General features: G+C 53.6%; 17 protein-coding genes and 1 tRNA gene. 8 read left to right on the top strand and 10 right to left on the bottom strand.

Features of this window, described 5'->3' with window-relative positions:
• Positions 1–13: 13 nt before the first annotated feature.
• The 6 genes from VF399_08890 to VF399_08915 all read right to left on the bottom strand — a co-directional run bounded on the left by VF399_08890 (position 14) and on the right by VF399_08915 (position 4,718).
• A complete protein-coding gene (locus VF399_08890) occupies positions 14–1,132 on the bottom strand; it encodes a peptidoglycan DD-metalloendopeptidase family protein (GenBank protein HEX7320455.1) in 1,119 nt (372 codons plus the stop codon).
• Positions 1,129–1,977, bottom strand: a complete 849-nt coding sequence (locus VF399_08895; protein ID HEX7320456.1) for a permease-like cell division protein FtsX — start codon at positions 1,975–1,977, stop codon at positions 1,129–1,131. Before VF399_08895 ends, VF399_08890 begins: the two co-directional genes overlap by 4 nt.
• Positions 1,978–2,039: 62 nt before the next feature.
• The gene (gene ftsE, locus VF399_08900) at positions 2,040–2,699 is read right to left on the bottom strand and encodes a cell division ATP-binding protein FtsE (GenBank protein HEX7320457.1); all 660 of its coding nucleotides are present in this window, start codon (positions 2,697–2,699) and stop codon (positions 2,040–2,042) included.
• A gap of 94 nt (positions 2,700–2,793) precedes the next feature.
• Complete coding sequence (locus tag VF399_08905) at positions 2,794–3,309, bottom strand: nitroreductase family protein (GenBank protein ID HEX7320458.1); 516 nt, start codon at positions 3,307–3,309, stop codon at positions 2,794–2,796.
• A gap of 191 nt (positions 3,310–3,500) precedes the next feature.
• Positions 3,501–3,574, bottom strand: a tRNA-Arg gene (locus VF399_08910).
• 433 nt (positions 3,575–4,007) lie between these two features.
• Complete coding sequence (locus tag VF399_08915; protein HEX7320459.1) at positions 4,008–4,718, bottom strand: PKD domain-containing protein; 711 nt, start codon at positions 4,716–4,718, stop codon at positions 4,008–4,010.
• A 117-nt stretch (positions 4,719–4,835) separates the two neighbouring features.
• On the opposite strand from VF399_08915, the gene VF399_08920 reads away from it, so the two are divergent.
• The 3 genes from VF399_08920 to VF399_08930 all read left to right on the top strand — a co-directional run bounded on the left by VF399_08920 (position 4,836) and on the right by VF399_08930 (position 8,416).
• A complete protein-coding gene (locus VF399_08920) occupies positions 4,836–5,207 on the top strand; it encodes a hypothetical protein (protein HEX7320460.1) in 372 nt (123 codons plus the stop codon).
• Between the two features lie 86 nt (positions 5,208–5,293).
• Positions 5,294–7,819, top strand: coding sequence for a fused MFS/spermidine synthase (locus tag VF399_08925; protein ID HEX7320461.1), 2,526 nt, complete (start codon positions 5,294–5,296; stop codon positions 7,817–7,819).
• Between the two features lie 99 nt (positions 7,820–7,918).
• Positions 7,919–8,416, top strand: coding sequence for a hypothetical protein (locus VF399_08930; GenBank protein ID HEX7320462.1), 498 nt, complete (start codon positions 7,919–7,921; stop codon positions 8,414–8,416).
• Positions 8,417–8,500: 84 nt separating this feature from the next.
• Here the strand turns inward: VF399_08930 and VF399_08935 are convergent, their stop codons facing one another.
• Positions 8,501–9,835 carry an acetyl ornithine aminotransferase family protein gene (locus VF399_08935; protein ID HEX7320463.1) on the bottom strand — a complete coding sequence of 445 codons (1,335 nt, stop codon included), beginning with the start codon at positions 9,833–9,835 and terminating at the stop codon, positions 8,501–8,503.
• A complete protein-coding gene (locus VF399_08940; GenBank protein ID HEX7320464.1) occupies positions 9,835–11,325 on the bottom strand; it encodes an aldehyde dehydrogenase family protein in 1,491 nt (496 codons plus the stop codon). The genes VF399_08935 and VF399_08940 overlap by 1 nt, the downstream gene beginning before the upstream one ends.
• Before the next feature lie 205 nt (positions 11,326–11,530).
• Here VF399_08940 and VF399_08945 point away from each other — a divergent pair, with 205 nt between their 5' ends.
• From VF399_08945 to VF399_08960, 4 genes are read left to right on the top strand one after another with little or no spacing between them, the layout of a single operon-like run.
• Complete coding sequence (locus VF399_08945; protein ID HEX7320465.1) at positions 11,531–12,550, top strand: HEAT repeat domain-containing protein; 1,020 nt, start codon at positions 11,531–11,533, stop codon at positions 12,548–12,550.
• A 6-nt stretch (positions 12,551–12,556) separates the two neighbouring features.
• Positions 12,557–14,035, top strand: coding sequence for a cysteine--tRNA ligase (gene cysS / locus VF399_08950; GenBank protein ID HEX7320466.1), 1,479 nt, complete (start codon positions 12,557–12,559; stop codon positions 14,033–14,035).
• 1 nt (position 14,036) lies between these two features.
• Positions 14,037–14,597: an elongation factor P gene (gene efp, locus VF399_08955; GenBank protein HEX7320467.1), complete on the top strand. Its 561-nt coding sequence runs from the start codon at positions 14,037–14,039 to the stop codon at positions 14,595–14,597.
• Positions 14,598–14,606: 9 nt separating this feature from the next.
• Positions 14,607–14,984 (top strand): hypothetical protein, encoded by a 378-nt coding sequence (locus tag VF399_08960; protein ID HEX7320468.1) that lies wholly within the window; start codon positions 14,607–14,609, stop codon positions 14,982–14,984.
• On the opposite strand, the gene VF399_08965 is transcribed toward VF399_08960, so the two are convergent.
• The gene (locus tag VF399_08965) at positions 14,981–15,280 is read right to left on the bottom strand and encodes a hypothetical protein (protein HEX7320469.1); all 300 of its coding nucleotides are present in this window, start codon (positions 15,278–15,280) and stop codon (positions 14,981–14,983) included. The genes VF399_08960 and VF399_08965 overlap by 4 nt on opposite strands.
• Here VF399_08965 and VF399_08970 point away from each other — a divergent pair.
• Positions 15,245–16,885 carry a ComEC/Rec2 family competence protein gene (locus tag VF399_08970; GenBank protein HEX7320470.1) on the top strand — a complete coding sequence of 547 codons (1,641 nt, stop codon included), beginning with the start codon at positions 15,245–15,247 and terminating at the stop codon, positions 16,883–16,885. The genes VF399_08965 and VF399_08970 overlap by 36 nt on opposite strands.
• On the opposite strand, the gene VF399_08975 is transcribed toward VF399_08970, so the two are convergent.
• Positions 16,877–18,400 (bottom strand): aromatic amino acid ammonia-lyase, encoded by a 1,524-nt coding sequence (locus VF399_08975; GenBank protein HEX7320471.1) that lies wholly within the window; start codon positions 18,398–18,400, stop codon positions 16,877–16,879. The genes VF399_08970 and VF399_08975 overlap by 9 nt on opposite strands.
• Positions 18,401–18,427 lie beyond the last annotated feature (27 nt).

Here is an 18,427-nt window from a genome sequence, read left to right on the forward strand (position 1 = left end):
GACAATGGAGAGTTTACTCCAGGTACGCCAGTGGGTCAACCGGTTTTCCGTCTTTTCTCAGTTCGAAATGAAGGATCGGTCCGGAAAGCGAACCGCTCTCGCCTACGCGTCCAATGATCCTGCCTTTTACGACCTCATTCCCGACGCTTACCAGAAATTCGGAAAGATGCCCGTACAGAGAATAATAACCGTCCAGGTGGTCGATCAGCACCAGGTTGCCGTAACCCATGAACCGGCCCGCGTAGACCACTTTCCCGGGCGCCACGGCGGTGACGTTATCGCCGTACTTGCTGCCGATATCTATGCCGTTGTTCTTGGTCGTCGTATTATACTTTGGGTGAATCACCTTGCCGAACTTGGTGAGCACGGAACCATCGCATGGCCAGGGCAGCCTTCCCTTGTTGATCTCCAGGTAGTTATTGCCCGTGTTCGTTTTTTCTTTTTCCCTTTTCTTTTCCAGAGATACGATCAGTTCCTCGAGCTTGCGCTGCGCGCTCTTCAGGTCTTTTTCCAGCGCTTTTTTATTTTTCTCCTGCTGCGCGACCTTATCCAGGATGCGGTTCTTTTCATTACGCTCATCGTTCAGCCGCTGCAGTTCGCCTTCTTTTTCGTCGCGCCTGGAATTGATGGTATTGATCAGATCTTCCCTCATTTTTTTGTCGGTCAGGTATTTTTCCCAATCGCTCTTGAACTCAAAAAAAGCTCGCTGGTCGTTCTTGGCAAGGATCTGTAGGTAATAGGAAGTAGACATGATCTCGGGCAGCGATTTCGAAGAAAACAGGATCTCCAGCTTATAGAATGGCGTCCATTTGTACAAACGCACCAGCCGTTCCCTGAGGTCGTCCTTGCGTGACCTCATTTTGCTTTCCAGCTGCGCGAGTTCCCTGGTCAGATCGGCAACTTTGTTGCGTTCATAACTCTCCTGAGCCGACAACTCGTCGATATATTTTATCGTGAGACCGATCCCCTCATCGATCTTCTCGATGTGTGCCAGCGTGCCCACTTTTTCCTTTTCAAGCTGCTTGATCTCCTGCCGCACATCGGTAAGTTTCTGTTTCAGCTGGTCAAGTTCCTTCTGTTTCTGGCTGATCTGCGCGGTCAGAAAGCAGACCAGTATCAAGACCAGTTTCATCGCAGGAATTTCCTCAGGGCGATGCTTGAGCCCAGCACACCCAGAACCATGCCGGCAGCCAGGTCGCCCAGCAAAAAATACGTTTTCGGAAAATATATGTTCTGGAAAAAAGTAACGCCGATTCTCACGGTAACCACCGTCAGAATAAAGGCGATCACTGCGCCAATGACCCCCTGGATGAGCCCCTGAAATATGAACGGTGTCACGATGAAATTGTTGGAGGCGCCGACGAGCTTCATAATCTCGATCTCCAGCGAACGCGCAAAGATCGTTAGTTTTATCGTCTGGAATATCACGAATACCACCGACAGGATAATGATCACCAGAAGGCCGATATCAAACGTCGTGATGACCTTGGTTATGCGCTTCAGGTTATCGACCAGCTCGCCGCCGAAGATCACCTCTTTCACGCCTCGCAGCAGCGTGACTTTCTCACTGATCTCCTTAAGACCGGCCATATTGCGGTATTTTGACTGGAGTTTGATCCGCAGAGAAGCGGGCAGGGGGCTGTCTTCAAAAACCTTGAGCACCTCCCGGTTTTCGTTCATTTCATTCTGGAGTTCGGCCAGCGCCACGTCCGGCGAAATATATATGACATCCCTGACCCCGTTGATCTTGAGAATATTGGTCTTCAAGCGGTCGACATCGACATGATCTTCAAGAAAAGTTATGATCTCTATTTTTTCTTCCAGCGAATTGACAAGCGCATAGAGGTTCACGGTCACCAGAGCGAAAACGGACAATAGAAAGAACGATATGGCAGCGACCAGCAGGGACAGCATGAAGAGCGAGCTGTTGCGGGTGATCGTCCGGTACGCTTCTCTAAACCCAAGCCGTAATGCCATTTTATCCGCGCTCGCTTTTTGTTAACCCTGCTTTGATTTTGTCCGGTCACCCATTGCCCGGCCTATTCGGACGGCAGCATTTTGCCGTCCAGGAGCTGAATAACCTGTTTTTTTGCCCTCTTGACCAGGTTCTGGTTATGGGTTGCCGCCATGATTGTGGTCCCTTTCAGGTTTATATCCAGCAGGATATCAAGGATATCGTTGGAGCTGTTGAAATCAAGATTTCCGGTCGGCTCATCCGCCAGTAAGATATAAGGATCGCGTACCAGCGCCCGCGCGATCGCCACCTTCTGCTGTTCACCACCGGATAATTGGTATGGGTAATTGAATTTTTTATGGCTGAGCCGCAGATAGGTCAGGACATCCATGATCTTTTTCTTCAGGTCACGGGGCGGTGTGTCGGTGACCTCAAGGGCGAAAGCCACGTTTTCCTCGACGGTCCGGTCATCAAGGAGCTTGAAATCCTGGAAAATCACGCCGATCTTCCGTCTCAGCAGAGGCACATCTTTTCTTTTCATGAGCCTCAGGTTTTCTTCGAAAACCTTGACCGTTCCCTTACTTGGCTCCTCGTCCTTATAAACGAGTTTCAGGATCGTGCTCTTGCCGGCGCCGGTCGGGCCGGTGAGAAAGACAAAATCGCCTTTTTGCACCTCGAATGAAACATCCTGCAGCGCAATCCAGTCTTTCTGGAAGATCTTGGTTACCTTGTCGAACGATATCATCAGTTTAACTTATGATAACCAGATTTCTTAAACTGTCAAGAACTCCACAAATTACAATGCCTTTCATCACTGTAATCAAACCAATATGTCAATATTAGTATTTATCGTATGATATTATTTCACTGGCGGGTTTGCGGCCCCGGTCTTTTGGAACTTCGGCCGGGTAACCAAGCGGCGTCAGGGCAACGACTTTCACGTCTTCGGGCACGCCCAACAATAGCTTTACCGCTTTTTCTTCGAATGCTCCGATCCAGCACGTGCCCAGCCCTTCGTTAGCGGCAGCCAGGATAATGTGGTCCATGGCGATCGCCAGATCGACCGCGAAAGAGCTCATGTACCCGCCCATCCTGCCCCAGGCGATCTTTTCCAGCGCGCAGCCGCAAACGATCACGTCGGCGTCGGCAATGAACATCTGCCCCCGGCTTGCTTCAGCGATCTGTTTTTTTAACGCCGGATCCCTGACCACGACAAACTTCCACGGTTGGATGTTCTTGGCGGACGGCGCGATCCGGCCCGCTTCCAGGATGCGGTCAAGGACGTCATCGGGTATTTTTTTCGTATCATATTTTCTGACGCTTTTGCGTTTCTTGATAACCTCGTAAAATTCCATCAAAACCTCCTAAAGATTTTCTCTGTCATTGCGAAGCAATCTCAGTCCTCGTGTCATTGCGCGCAATCCTCGTGCGAAGCAATCTCGGCTTTTTCTTATGTAATCCCGTTTATTGCTTCGCAACAACGGGATCTCAATTCGGCAACGCTTCCTGCCATCACTGCGTGTCGGCACTCAGCGGCCGAATTGGACGCGCCCGACGTGATTTGAACACGTAGCCTGAGGATCCGGAATCCTCCGCTCTATCCAATTGAGCTACGGGCGCAAAGGGGGGCGCTGCCCCCCTTTTATCCATTCACTTTTTGATACACGACAATCAAAAACTTCATGGATGCCTTGAATTCCCCCGTCGTCTGTTCTTATACGCCCGGGTGATAACCTTATGCCTCCGCTGTCAGAACCAGCAGCTAAACGCTAACAAGGTCATGCAGCTTCAAGGTGGGGGCTCCCCTTATCTCCACTTACTATTTAACACACAACCATTAAATATTGCGTGGAGGCCTCGGAACCCCCCGTCGTCTATTCTGGTAGCTTCTGCCCCTATATGCCACTTTACGCTACCAGAACCGAATCGGCTGTAAAACTTTTTTATCTAAACAGCCGTCTATTATAGCGAAATAAGTATGATAGTCAACCGGGCTTGACCGGCGGGTATATTATCGGTTTTTAAGTCGAAGGCTAGATAATATCTGCGCTCGTCACAAGTACATATGGCTAAAGAGCTTTATCGACCAGGAATTCACGGTGCCGTTGCCGCCGCCGCCATACACGCCCACGTATAATTTCCAATCGCCGTTCACGGGTAACGGAGGGATCGCAAAACCGCTTATCATAATGGACTGCTGACCTCCGGCGTAATTGCCATCCCATGGTATGCAATACCGGTCGTCTGGGGTAACAAGATACATCACCAGATAACCTGGATTGTTGTGTGTGACATCGACCGTTAATTCAATGGAATCAGTTATCGCTTTGTCTCCGGCACCAGCTATCGTGATCGCGCCGATAAACATCAGCACACTGTCATAAATGCCGACCGGCGTGGTAAACTTTCCAGAGTAGATTAGAAGAGAGCTGTATACTTTAATAGTATCCATGAACCTTGCTGAATCTTCACTGTCTTCAACTTTAACCGTTATCGTATAATGCCCGGTGTCCACCGGCGCGGTCCAATCTATCGTCTGGCCGGTCATGGGAGAAACAGACCCGCCCGACGCGCTCCAGGCATACGTAAGGTCATCGTTGTCTTCGTCAACAGCATCGGCCGTGAGCTGCAGTGTTCCGCCGGTAAAGATCGAATCGAAAGGCGACATCGTGATCCCGTCCATCACGGGTGGGTTGTTTTTTGAACACCCGGTGAAAAAGGAAATAAGTAAAACCGTGATGATGATACAAGAAACTTTATTCATTTTTTCCTCCTTATACTGCGATAATTGTACTCTCATATCATTGGTTGTCAATATCACTGACCAGGCAGCCGCCAGACTTGACCGCACATGGTTATCATATATAATAATTGATCGATCATGTACGAACAATTGAACGAGTTCAAATACACGGCGCAGACTAAGAAAACGTACATCATCTATTTTTTAAAATTCTGGCGGGACGAAGAAAAGAACGATTATATCGCGAAATACCAGATACGGTCCCAGGACCGCGATATCGTGTGGTACGGGCGGATCTCCAAAGAACGGGCGCTCATCGATCTAAATATCAATGCTAAAGACGCAAAATCGATGGACACGAAAGAACTGGAGTCGAAGATCGTCGTTCATTTGAAGAAACTCATCGTCACCGTAATGTTCAAAGGTCTCGACAAGGGGTTTGAAGAACCAAACACCGAATTGGTCTTTTACAAAGAACCCCTGGTCGCAAAAAGAATTTGGTCAGGCTAAAACCATACATTTCCAGACTGTCTGGTTTTGTATGATTTTAAGGCAGTCGCATTGACAACATCGGTAGTCAGATTATAATTCACCCGGTGAATCGTTTTCTCAAACTCGCCTTTTTTCTTTCCGGATGTGCCGGTCTGGTCTATGAGATCATCTGGGTCAAAAAACTAACGCTCGCGTTCGGTACCACGACCGTCGCGACCGCGCTCGTGGTTTCCTCTTACATGGCCGGTCTGGGTCTGGGCAGTATTTTCTGGGGCCGCCGCGTCGACCGGTCACGACAGCCGTTGAAATTGCTGGGACTTTTGGAAACCGGCATCGGCCTCTCATCCCTGATCGTCCTTTTTGTCCTCCAGCACATCGATATCATTTACCAAACTATTTACCAGACCATTGCTTCCGGCATGGTCATGGCCATCGTGATCATCGCCCTGCTGGCTTTTCTGATAATGTTCGTCCCGGCATTCCTGATGGGCGGCATATTCCCCGTGATATCAAAAACATATATCGTCCGAAACCGGGATATTGGCAATGGGATCGGTGTTTTGTACGCGCTCAATACCCTGGGTGGAGTAATCGGCGCCGGTCTCACCGGGTTCATTGCCATCAGATCGATCGGCCTGACCGCTACAAATATTTGCGCGGCTACAGTCAATATCGTGATCGGAATCAGTATGCTGATACTTGCATCATCGCCGTCGCGCTTGCCTGTTGGCGGTCATATTCAAGAGCGTGACGCCGCTGCGGCTAAACCGGTAAAGCAACGATCGGGACGCGATGAAAATATAACCGGTCTCCTGCCGGTTGTGCTCGCCGTTGCGCTGGTGACGGGTTTTGTCGGGCTGGGACTGGAGATCCTGTGGATCCGTTGCCTGAGCATCTTTTTAGCCAACACGACCTACACGTTCACCATCGTGCTGATCGTGTATCTCTCCGGTATCTTTGTTGGCAGCATGTTGTTCGGCAGATTTCTATCGCGCGCCGCCGGTAACCTGACGCTGCTGGTGCTTCTCTGCACGGCCATTGGATTTTTCGTCATTATCACCTCCGGCTTAATGCGCGGGCTGCCGGCGGTTCTGTTCGCCTTAAGCGGTATCATGGAGGTCCCGGTATTGCGCGTGATCATGCCCGGTCTGATCCTGGCCTTGATCCTTATGTTCGTTCCGACCGGTATCATGGGTATCACCTTCCCTGCGCTATGCGCGGTTTACATCAAGAACCTTAAAACAATCGGTTCGCGGCTAAGCATGGTTTACTTCGTGAATGCGATCGGCAGTATTGCCGGACCCCTGGTCGCAGGTCTTGTTTTGATACCGATCCTCGGCGTGGTAAAGAGCATGATCACGCTGGCGCTGGTCATCCTGGTCGCCGGCATCGCGCTTCAGGTGACTATGCTCAGGAGCGGAAATAAACCAGGAACAAAATGGATCGGTGTCCAGGCGGTCATGGTCTTTGTGAGCGTGATCATCGCGGCCGCGGGCATAAAAGATGCGCAGATCCTGCCGCCTTCTTTAATGCACACGCGCACGCGCGCTGACCGCATACTATATTACAAAGAAACGCTTGACGGCACGGTAGTCGCCAGTGAAGACCGCTACACGGGTATCCGCTCATGCAACGTGAACAACAGCGCGGTTATCGGCACGACCTATGATGCGATGAAAGTCGTGAAAATGCTCGGCCATATCCCCTGCATTATCAACCCCCGGGCAAAACGCGCTCTGGTCATCGGCTTCGGCGTTGGCATAACGACCTGGGCATTGTCGCAGCACCCATTGGAGGCCATCGATTGCGTAGAAATATGCCCCGGTGTCAGGTCGGCCGCGAAATATTTCAGCGCTTACAACCACAACGTCGACAGCGATCCCAGGGTCCGCTTCATCGGCGGCGACGGCCGGAACCACCTGCTCGTTACCCGCGAAGTGTACGACATAATATCCTGCGACCCGACGCATCCGACCCTGGGCAGCGGCAACCTGTACACCAGGGAATATTTTGAGCTCTGCAGGGACCGCTTGAGCGGACAGGGCGTTTTTTGCCAGTACCTACCCCTGCACAAGCTTTCGCCTGAAGAATTCAAGACCGCGGTCATGACCTTCGCGTCCGTTTTTCCGCATTCGAACGTGTGGATCGCGCATTCGCACGCGATCATGGTCGGTACGGTCAATGCGCTGCAGATACTCTTCTCTGAACTGCAGTCTTTTGCCGCTTCGGGGATGGATGACATAATGACCGATCCTTACCTCCTGGCCGTGTCACTTGTCCTCGACCAGGACGACGTTGCCCGCCTTTGCCGGGATAAGCCTGCGCTCAACACGGATAACCGTCCGGTCCTTGAATACTTCACGCCGACGAGCCTTAAAAAAGAGAACTGGCAGCTAAATATCGAATCGCTCATGTCCAAACGGTCCGACATCAATTCAGTGATAACCTCGATCACTGATCAGACAGCATTGAAGCAGTACCTTGCCGGTCAAATCTATTTTATCCAGGGACTGAAGTTCATGAACCAATCCAAGCAACGGCAGATGATCGAGGAATTCAAAAAGGCGGCCGCGGTCAACCCCCAGAACGAGGAAATAAAAAAATTCATTGAAAATTCGTCCCAAAATTAAATGGAACGCAGGTATTCAGCTGACGTTAAAAAATGCTCATTTTCCCTCTTGACAAGATAAAAATAATGAATACAATTATAAAATTATAAAGGAGGATTGATGAAAAAGCTTCTTGTCCTTATGTTCTTGGGTTTGGCATTTATTGCCTGTGATTACGCAAAAGAGGCGGTGGAATTGAATCCGGACATAGAGATCACGTGGATAAATCCAATAGGATGGTACACTTATCCGGGAGATTCGTCTAGTGCCCAAATCAGTGATGTCTATTTCGTCAATGAAAATTCGCTAGATTGTTACCTAAGGGAATTAATTTATGAATATAGCGACGTATACGGCAGTACTCCCTTTTTCCGCTCCGAACCGTTCCCGCTGTACGCGAAGGTCGAGGGCATTGTTGAACGCCCATATGTGGATACCACGATAATCAACAATCTCCGACTGCCGCTAGGCCATGCCAGAACCCACATGACGGATAACGGCACGCACTCGGTAAGGGCATTGCTCAAGTTTGTCTATTCGGACGAGTTATTTGAAGCGTATGATACCGCCACAGTATGGTTTGGTATCTACATGATCGATACTACTAATTCATTCTGATCGATCAACAACATTAACAAAAAGGGGCTCGAAAAGAGCTCCTTTTTGTTTTACTTGGTGACCGTTCAGGCGGTTAGTCGATGGTCATGAAGCTTTGAATATTTTCTTCAGCGCCTTCTCAAAGATATCCAGACCGACCTGCATCTCTTCCTCGCTGATGATCATCGGCGGCACGAACCGGATCGCCGTCTCGCCGGCGCCGAGCAGGAGCAAACCCTGCTTGAAGGCCTCGTAAACGACCGCGTCACGCTTGTCCTTGACGGGTTCCTTGGTGATCGCGTCCGCCACCAGCTCGATCCCGATCATGAGTCCCTTGGCGCGGACATCACCGATAAACTCATACCGCCGGGCAAGTTCGCCCAGCCGCGCCAGCGTTATCTCGCCGAGACGGGCCGCGTTGTCAATGAGTCCGCCTTCCAGCAATTCGATCGTCTTTGATGCGGCCGCGCAGGAAACCGGATTACCGCCGAAGGTCGATGCGTGCGAACCCGGCGGCCAGTCCATGATCCCGGAGTTGGCGACGCATATCCCCAGGGGTAAGCCCGATGCGATGCCCTTGGCAATACAGTAAATATCCGCCTTGACATGGACGTGCTCGATCGCGAACATCTTGCCGGTCCTTCCCATCCCGGACTGGACCTCGTCAGCGACCAGGAAGATGCCGTACTTATCGCACAGGTCCCTGAGCGCCGGCAGAAAACCGGGCGGCGGTATGACATACCCGCCTTCGCCCTGGATCGGTTCCACGAACATGGCCGCGACCTCTTCGGGCGGAGCGATTTTTTTGAAAACGAAATTTTCAATGTATTTCACGCATTCGAGGTCGCACGACGGATACTCAAGGTGAAAGGGACAACGGTAGCAATACGCGTACGGAGTGTGCGTTACTTCGGGCAACAGCGGTGCGAAATACCTTCGCTGGCCGACCTTGGACGCAGTCAGCGAAAGGGCACCGAAAGTGCGGCCGTGGAACGAACCGGTGAACGCGATGTACCGGGGACGGCGCTTGGAATAGCGGGCCAGCTTCATGGCGCATTCTACGGCTTCCGCGCCCGAGTTGGCGAAGAACACCTTTTTGTTCTTGCCGCCGGGCACGATCTCGGCGATCTTTTCCGCCAGGTCGATCTGGTAGGGATAGTAGAAATCGGTCCCCGACATGTGGATGAGCTTTGAAGCCTGGCTGCAGATCGCTTTCACGATCTCGGGATGGCAATGACCGGTCGCCACCACGGCTATGCCGGCCGAAAAATCGAGAAAGACATTGCCGTCGACATCCGTGACCCACACACCGGATCCTTTTTCAACGACCGCCGGGTAAGACCGCGTGTAAGAGGGCGAAATGTATTTCTTATCTCTTTTTAAAAATGCCCGCGCTTTAGGTCCGGGCAGCGCCGTATTGATCTTAGGTTTCTTGATCATTATTCTTTCCATGTATCGATCTGAGCTTTCTGAAGCGCTCCCGAATAATCGACATATATCGTTTTGATCTCGGTGAATATCTCGTAAGCGGTCCAGCCGCCCTCGCGGTGCCCGTTGCCGGTGTTCTTCATGCCGCCGAACGGCAGATGGCACTCCGCGCCGATCGTCGGCGCGTTTACGTAAACGATGCCGGTCTCGGCGAGCTCCATCGCTTTATGCGCGTAATTCAGATTTTTCGTATAGATGCTCGAAGACAAGCCGTATACGGTTCCGTTCAGGATCTCGACCGCATCTTCAAAATTTTTCGCCTTCAGCACCGACAACACCGGTCCGAAGATCTCTTCCTGGGCAAGCCTCATCTTTGGCGTCACATCCACGAACACCGTGGGTTGCATAAACCAGCCGCCGGCATGCGCGCCCTTGTCCAGTATGGCGCCGCCGGTCAGCAGCCGGGCGCCGTCTTTCTTGCCGATATCCATGTATGTCATCACCGATTCGCGCTGCGCCTTGCTCACGCACGGACCCATTTCCACGCTCTCGTCCAGGCCGTCGCCGACTTTGATCTTCTCCACGCGGGATTTAAGCATGGTGATGAATTTTTCGTAGACCGGCTCCTCAATTATGAGCCGCGACGTCGCCGTGCATCTCTGTCCGGTCGTGCCGAACGCGCCCCACAGCACACCCTCGAGGGCAAGGTCGAAATCGGCGTCCGCCAGCACGATCTGGCCGTTCTTTCCGCCCAGTTCCAGGGAACAACGCTTCAACGTCTTGCCGCATACTTCGCCGATCCGTCGTCCGATCTCGGAAGACCCGGTGAACGAGATGCCGACAAGATCCTGGTGACTGAGCATCGCTTCGCCCAGTTCTCCGCCGCCGCCGTAGACGATGTTCAAAACGCCGGGCGGAAGCCCGGCTTCGTTCAATATCCGGACCAGTTCGCCGGCCGAAGCCGGTGTATCGGTCGCCGGCTTGATGATCGCGCAGTTGCCGCTGGTTATTGCCGGCACGATCTTCCACGACGGGATCGCCATGGGAAAATTCCAGGGGGTTATCATCCCCCACACGCCCATGGATTCGCGTTTGGTCACGCATGATTTGTTTTCCAGCTCCGAGGGCACTGAATAGCCGTAATAATGGCGGCCGATGTTCGCCGCGTAGAGCACCGTATCGATCGCTTCCTGGACATCGCCCCTGGTTTCTTTTATGACCTTTCCCATTTCACGGGTCATTAACCGGGACAGTTCTTCCTTACTCTTTATCATTAATTCCGCGGCGCGGCGCATGATCTCCGATCTCTTGGGCCAGGGCATGGCGCGCCAGCCTTTAAAGGCTTTCTTGGCCGCGACCACGGCGTCGTTCAGGTCCGCGGCATTGGATTTCGGGAAAATGCCGATCACGTCATCATTATTGGCGGGGTTGCGGTTCTCGAATGTCCGCCCCGATTTGGTGTCAACGAACTTTCCATCAATATAATTCTTATAGCGTATCATCAAAGCCTCCTTATCGTTATGGTTGATCGTTCACTGAACCGTAAAACCGTTGATTTTACGGCGCCTGGCCATTCGCTTTTGGTTCTCACCCACGTTAATGAACAGCGGGCCAGCATTAAGTATAGCAATTTTTCGCTCTAAGTCAAGTTTTGATTGACTTAACAGTATAAATATATATAATAAATTTATGAAGCTTAGTCCATTCATGAAGAACAGATTAGATCATAAAAGAGTCACCGCCTTGGTGCTTTTTGCGTTATCGTCGTCCCTCCTTATCTTCTGCGGCTTGCCGCCCCGGGAGAAAGCGGCCGACATCCTCAGCAAGGGGCTTTCCGACGAATCGGCGATCATCAGAGTGAATGCGGCAAAGGGCTACGCGGCGCTGGGCGACCGCCGGGGCCCCGAGTACCTGTCCAAGGCACTGGCAGATGAGGATAAAGAAACGGTGGTCGCGGCGCTGAACGCGCTGTACGAGACCGGGGAATCGCAGCTTTTGCCGGTCATCATTCAGCTCACCCAGAGCGACAATCCCATGCTGCGCACCGAGGCCTTCCGCCTGGTGGCTATTATTCATGACACCGTTTCCAGGAATATCCTGGTCAAGGGGACAAAGGATAAGATCGCCAAGATCCGGCGGATCGCGTTTAGAAATCTGGAATCCTACGGCTTTAGAGAGCTCATCCGTACCGGACTGCGCGATGTCGACGCGTTGACACGGATCGCCGCCGCGACCGCGCTCGGCAAACTCGGCGAACCGGGCATGGAGAACTTTGTACGCCGGGAACTCGACCCGAAAAAATTCAGCGCCGAGGTCTGGTCCCAGGGAACCATCGCGCTGGCAGAGATCGGCGACACCGCAAGCATCGCCTTTATCCGGGAACTGCTGGTCGATACGCCATGGGACTTGAAGGTCGCGGCAGCCGAAGCGCTGCTTATCTTAAAGGACCGGACCGGCATTGAGACCATCGAAGGCGCCCTGAAATCGAACGATCCCTTTGTACGGGTCAAGGCAGTCGAAATTGTCCAGCGATTTCCGCTCGGCGAACTGTACGAAACCGTCAAGGAAACGACCGCCGACCAGTACATCAATGTCTCGATCGGTGCGATCAATGCACTGATCGCGTATCACAAGAAAGAATCATTCCCGGTTTATGAAAAATTATTGAACGCGCCAAACCCGCTCTTAAAGATCGCCGCCGCGACCGCGTACCTCTCCGACAAATGATCCCGCATGGCGCTTAAACTTTACAATACCCTGACGCGCATACTCGAGGAATTTGTACCGCTGCGGGAGACGGTCGGCATCTACACCTGCGGCCTTACGGTTCAGGGACACCCCCACATCGGTCACATGCGTTCGTTCATGTCGCGCGATGTCCTCGTTCGCTGGCTAGAGTATCTCGGTCATGCGGTCAATGTGTTCGAGAATTTCACTGACATCGACGACAAGATCATCGAGAAGCAGAAAGAATACAATATCGACTGGCGCCGGATCGCGGATGACAATATAACCAAATATCTCTGGGCGTGCGACCGGCTGAACATCCGTCGGGCCACGTTCTATCCGCGGGCGACGCAGCATATCGAGGAGATCATCGCGCTCGTCGAGAAGCTGGTGGAAAAGGGCTATGCCTATGAAAAGCAGGGAGACGTTTACTTCCGGGTCCGCCGGTTCAAGAATTATGGCCGGTTATCGCGCAAGAGTATCGACGAGCTCATCGTGGGCGCTCGGATCGATCCTTCGGAGCGCAAGGATGATCCCCTGGATTTCGCACTCTGGAAAAAATCCAAACCCGGCGAACCCTGCTGGTTAAGTCCCTGGGGTAAAGGCCGGCCCGGATGGCATATTGAATGCTCGGCCATGTCCATGCTCCATCTCGGCACGACCTTCGACATCCATACGGGCGGCGAAGACCTCGTTTTCCCGCATCATGAGAACGAGATCGCGCAATCGGTCGCGGCGACCGGCGACGCCTTTGCCCGTTACTGGCTCCACACCGGCTGGGTAACGCTTACCGGCGAAAAGATGTCGAAATCAACGGGTCATTTTTATCTCATTGAAGACCTGCTGAAGGACTATGCCCCCAATATTATCCGGCTCTACCTTATCAGGACCCATTACCGCAGCCAGATCGATTTTTCCACGGACCGGCTTGATGAAACACGGTCCGCGTACTTGAGGATCCAGACCTTTATCCATGGTTTCAAGGAGCTGCCGGTCGTCGCCAAGCCGCTGTACCTGGAGGAATTCACCGAGGCGATGAACGATGATCTCAATACGTCGCGCGCGCTCGCGGTGATCTTCAATCTGATCAACAAGGGTTACGAAGATAAGGACCCTGATCCCGCGATCGCCTCCAGCGTGAAATTCTATCTTGCTATCCTGGGATTCACGGATGACCTACCCAAAGAGCCGTTCGATGAACTGATGACAATTTTTAAGGATGTCCGGTGCAAACTGGAGGAATCAAACCGCAAGGACCTCTTTGATACGGCGGCCGCTTCCTTTTTCCGGCGCTTTGATACGGTCCGCAGTCTTGATGACATCTTCCCCAGCCTGGTCCATACCCTGCTGGCGATGAGAAACCAGCTGAGAAAGGATAAAGATTACGCCCTTGCCGATTTTATCAGACAGGCGCTGGGTGCCCGTAAGATCCAGGTGCTTGACAAAGACGCCGCGGTCAGCGATTACCGTCTGGAGGTGACTTAACATGATCGTACAGGTGACGAACGTTAAACGGGGCATGGTGATAAAACTGGAAGGGGTCCCCTACACGGTGCTGGAGGTGACTCACATTACGCCCGGCAACTGGCGGGGAATGGTGGCCTGCCGGCTGCGCAGCCTGACAAACAACTTGTCCAAGGAAATAAGGTTCCGCTCGACCGAACGAGTGGAGGAAGTTGAGATCGAAGAAATCGAAATGGAATATATCTATTTTGCCGACGGCAATTACTACTTCATGAATTCGGAAAATTACGAACAGTTGTACCTGGATCGCGAGATCATCGGCGACTACGCGAAATTGCTGACGCCCAACATCCGGGTGAAAGTCGAATATTTCGATGGCAAGCCGTTCGGCATCATTCTGCCCAAAACCGTGACCCTTAAGGTCATCGAAACGCAGGCCCACATGAAGGACGCGACGGCCCAGGCGCAGACGAAACCGGCCACCCTGGAAGGGGGCCACGTCTGCCAGGTGCCGGCATTCATCCATGTCGGCGAACTGATCAAGGTAAACACCGAAACCGGCGAATACCTGGAACGAGCATAGGAGGCAATCATGGCTGACGATCTGCAGGAAGAGATCAAGAAAATAGCGGAGAAGATCCCGGGCTGTCTCTATGTCAGCCTCGTCGGTTACGACGGGATATCGGTCGCGCAGCACATCAATGAAGGTGAACACGAAATAACCCTTTACGATGCCGAGATCTCGTCGTTAATGCTGGCATCGCGGGAAGTCAAGAACAACTTGAACCTGGGGAACGAACGTGAACTGATCTGGCTGACCGACAAATACTTCCTCGTTATCTATCCGGCGGGCAGCGATTATTTTCTGTATGCCTGTTTGAAACCCGCGGGTTCCAATCCCGGTGTCGCCAGGATCGAATTGAACAAAGGCCGCGACACGCTGGCCAAAATACTCTACCCCCAGGGTTAACGCCCGGACCGCGACCACCAGTCCCGGCGAGGCCAGACATAAAACATCTGTGCATCAAGATCCTCGCGGCCGTCATCGCGGGGATCATCCTTCAGTCGCTTTTCAGACTGCCGGCTCTGGCGATCGTCATCGCCGGCTCCGCCGTCATCGTCCTGGCCTTTTTGTGGCGCCGGGAACTCCTGCTGGTCGCGCTCTGTTTCGCCTCCGCGTTCAACACCCGTCTTCGCGAACCGGTCCAGGCGCCGTTCGGCAGCCGCGAAGTGACATACCTGTGCACGGTTACGGCTGAAGATCACGGCGAACGCTGGACCAGGCTTTCCGTGCAGATCAAGAAAGCCGCCGTGCCCGGTGACACGGTCGCTTACGATCTGCCCGCTGAATTCTACGCGGTCACGCACGAGCCTTGCCTGGGCAAGACGCTGTTCATCAAAGGTCATCTCAGGCCTTCGCGATCGCCGCACCGCCCCAATCTGCTGACCGGCCGGATCATTGCCAGTGATCACTCATGCAGTTTCACCGGCGCGCTCTTCGACCGGATCAGCGCGTATATCGACGGTCTATTCCGCTCGTTCTTCGACCGTAATGACTACAATCTCGCCAGCGGCCTCATCCTGGGCGGGAGCAGCCGTGTCGGCAACGCGCTCCGGGAAAGCTTCACCCGCGCCGGCGTGCTGCACATCCTGTCTGTTTCCGGTCTGCACGTGGGTTTCGTGGTTTCGTTCATCGGCGCGCTCCTGCTTTTCGTACCGCTGCCCCCGAAGGCAAAGCTGCTCATTGTGCTCATCGTCCTTTTTATCTATGCCGGCATCACCGGTTTTCGGCCCAGTGTCGTGCGGGCCGCGCTCATGGCTGGTCTTTTCGGGCTTGCCCTGGTCAGCCAGCGCCGGGTCGACAGCGTTCATGTGCTCAACGTGTCGGCCCTGATACTCCTGATCATGGATCCGCTGATCCTTTTCGACATCGGCGCCCAGTTGTCCTTTGTTTCGGTATACGGAATTGTTTGTCTGTATCCCCGATGGCAGCCCTTGTTCACAAGCCGCGTCCGTTCCGGTATTCTGCGCCAGATCATCTCGCTGATGACCGTCTCCCTGTGCGCCCAGCTTTTTGTCTCACCCCTGCTGATCCAGTACTTCAACCGGACCCAGCCGGTCGCGGTCATCTCCAACCTGTTCATCGTACCCTTGACTACGATCATCACCTATATGCTCTTCGCCTGCATCATGGTCAGCCCGCTCTTGCTCCCCGCCGCCAAACTGTTCGCGGTCGCGGCTTCCGCCCTGCTCGCCGCGCTCTGCGCGCTCGCCCGGTTCTTTTCCTCGCTGCCCTTTTCGTCGGTCACGATCTCTATGCCCGCGCTGTCCGCCGTCATGTTCTTCTTCCTCTTCGTTCCCAGGTTCAGGCTCATCGCCATATATTTCATGCTGGGATTTGCCGTGATCTTGTCCGCTGCGGCTTTCTCGCCCTGCCTGCAGGCGCGCATTTCCAGGAACGCATGCCTGCTCGATCTCTCATCAAGCCAGACCGTGCTCTACGCCCCGAAAGGCGCGGCCTCGCCCGGCGTCTTTCAGACCGACGCCGCCGGCTGCGATTATTTTATCGGGCCGCCGGACCAGGGAGTGGAGGCAAAACAATGTATCGGGCTGCCCGGTCCGTTTCAGCGCACGCGCATTAAGCTCGGCGATATCATGCTCGAGCTCGATCCGGGCCTGCGCGTCACTTACGGTCGGCAAACCATGGGTATCGATAATGCAAGTGCGGTGCTGGATAACGATGATGTGCTGTATCAACTGACCAACGGACAGAAATTCTGCGCGTTTCGGACCCGGCGCCGCGGTTCATTGCTCGATCTTATCGTAAGCGACCTTCGGCTCCTGGCGATAAGGGTCTGGCTGTTATTCTAGACTGCCGATTTCCTTTTCCACTGCCCTGAGGATCTCGTTCGATTTTACGAGGTCCTTCATTTTGTTGTGATCCGCGTACAGGGGCCGGTCTTCTTCAAGGTGCGGCACGTGCCGGCGGATGATCTGCCGGGCGATGTTGGCGCCCTTCCCCGGATTGAACTCGCGGAAATCCAGGGCCTGCGCAGCGGCCATGTATTCGATACCCAGGACCCCATACGCGTTATCGATGATCTGAAGGTTCTTCAGCGCCGTATTCATCCCCATGGAAACAAAATCCTCCTGGTCGGCGGCGGCCGGTATCGATTGGATCGATCCGGGCATGGAAAGAATCCTCTGTTCGACGATCAGGGTATCAGCCGTGTACTGGCTCAGCATCATGCCTGAATAGAACCCGGGGTCCTTGGTCAGGAAAGCCGGCAATCCCTGGCTCAATGCCGGGTTGACCAAACGGTTCATCCGGCGCTCGGAAAGAACGCAGACCATGGTCACGGCGGTGCCGATCATGTCCATTGGTAACGAGATCGGCGATCCCTGAAAATTGGCGCCGGTCAGCGTCAGCTTGAACTCGGGCATAAAGATCGGGTTGTCAGCGACCGCGTTGAGCTCGATCTCGACCTGCTTACGCGCGTGGGCTACGGCATCGTGCGCGGCGCCGACCACCTGGGGCGAAGAACGCATGGAATAGGCATCCTGCACCTTGGTCTTGATCTTCCCTGATAAGATGTCGCTGCCCTGGATACATTTCATGATCGCGCGGGCCGAACGGACAGCGCCGGCAAAGCCCCGAGCCTGGTGCAGCCGCACGTCATAGGGTTTCATGTTGGCATAAAGTGCTTCCAGGGTCATCGCGCATGCGATCTCGGACTGTTTGAGCCACTGGTTGACATCGTGGAGTTCCAATGCGCAGATCGCGGCGATCAAGTTCGAACCGTTGATCGCGGCCAGACCGTCCCGGGCGTGTAATCCGGGGACCGTGATCCCCGCCTTGGCGAACGCCGCGGCGCCGGGCATCCTCTCATCTTCGTAAAATGCCTCGCCCTCGCCGAGCAGTAGCAGCGCCATCTGCGCCATGGGCGCCAGGTCGCCGCACGCTCCCACCGAACCCTTGGTGCATACGACCGGCGTCACCCCCTTGTTCAGCATTTCCATCATGGTTAGGGGGATCTCAACGCGGCATCCGGACTTTCCTTTGGACATCACGTTGATGCGGGAAGCAAGCGCGCCCCGCACGTGTTCGACGGGCGCCGGGTCGCCGATGCCGGCGGCATGATTATACACCAGGTAACGCTGAAACCGTTTCACCTGATCGTCGGAAAGGACCTTTTCCGAGAACTCGCCGATGCCGGTGTTGGTCCCGTACATGATCTCCCGCGCTTTCAATTTTTCTTCAAGCATCAAACGGCATTTCTTAATATCTTCGATCGACTGGTCGTGGATCTCGACCGGCTCATGATCCCGGGCAATGGCGACCAGTTTCTCAATGGTCAGGCTCTTTCCATCAAGTACTATTGGCATTGATTCTCCTTAGGTCACACGGATATA

It is taken from the genome of bacterium, from assembly GCA_036382775.1.
In the GTDB taxonomy this organism is placed as follows: Bacteria; Hydrothermota; Tepidihabitantia; order SM23-42; family JAOAFX01; genus DASVHD01.

What these genes read in the sequence shown, in the direction of transcription:
- VF399_08920 (HEX7320460.1), top strand. Translation starts at nt 4,836, where the DNA reads ATGTACGAACAATTGAACGAGTTCAAATACACGGCGCAGACTAAGAAA.
- VF399_08890 (HEX7320455.1), bottom strand. Translation starts at nt 1,132, where the DNA reads ATGAAACTGGTCTTGATACTGGTCTGCTTTCTGACCGCGCAGATCAGC.
- VF399_08960 (HEX7320468.1), top strand. Translation starts at nt 14,607, where the DNA reads ATGGCTGACGATCTGCAGGAAGAGATCAAGAAAATAGCGGAGAAGATC.
- VF399_08905 (HEX7320458.1), bottom strand. Translation starts at nt 3,309, where the DNA reads ATGGAATTTTACGAGGTTATCAAGAAACGCAAAAGCGTCAGAAAATAT.
- VF399_08975 (HEX7320471.1), bottom strand. Translation starts at nt 18,400, where the DNA reads ATGCCAATAGTACTTGATGGAAAGAGCCTGACCATTGAGAAACTGGTC.
- VF399_08915 (HEX7320459.1), bottom strand. Translation starts at nt 4,718, where the DNA reads ATGAATAAAGTTTCTTGTATCATCATCACGGTTTTACTTATTTCCTTT.
- VF399_08930 (HEX7320462.1), top strand. Translation starts at nt 7,919, where the DNA reads ATGAAAAAGCTTCTTGTCCTTATGTTCTTGGGTTTGGCATTTATTGCC.
- cysS (HEX7320466.1), top strand. Translation starts at nt 12,557, where the DNA reads ATGGCGCTTAAACTTTACAATACCCTGACGCGCATACTCGAGGAATTT.
- VF399_08935 (HEX7320463.1), bottom strand. Translation starts at nt 9,835, where the DNA reads ATGATCAAGAAACCTAAGATCAATACGGCGCTGCCCGGACCTAAAGCG.
- efp (HEX7320467.1), top strand. Translation starts at nt 14,037, where the DNA reads ATGATCGTACAGGTGACGAACGTTAAACGGGGCATGGTGATAAAACTG.
- VF399_08895 (HEX7320456.1), bottom strand. Translation starts at nt 1,977, where the DNA reads ATGGCATTACGGCTTGGGTTTAGAGAAGCGTACCGGACGATCACCCGC.
- VF399_08945 (HEX7320465.1), top strand. Translation starts at nt 11,531, where the DNA reads ATGAAGAACAGATTAGATCATAAAAGAGTCACCGCCTTGGTGCTTTTT.
- VF399_08940 (HEX7320464.1), bottom strand. Translation starts at nt 11,325, where the DNA reads ATGATACGCTATAAGAATTATATTGATGGAAAGTTCGTTGACACCAAA.
- ftsE (HEX7320457.1), bottom strand. Translation starts at nt 2,699, where the DNA reads ATGATATCGTTCGACAAGGTAACCAAGATCTTCCAGAAAGACTGGATT.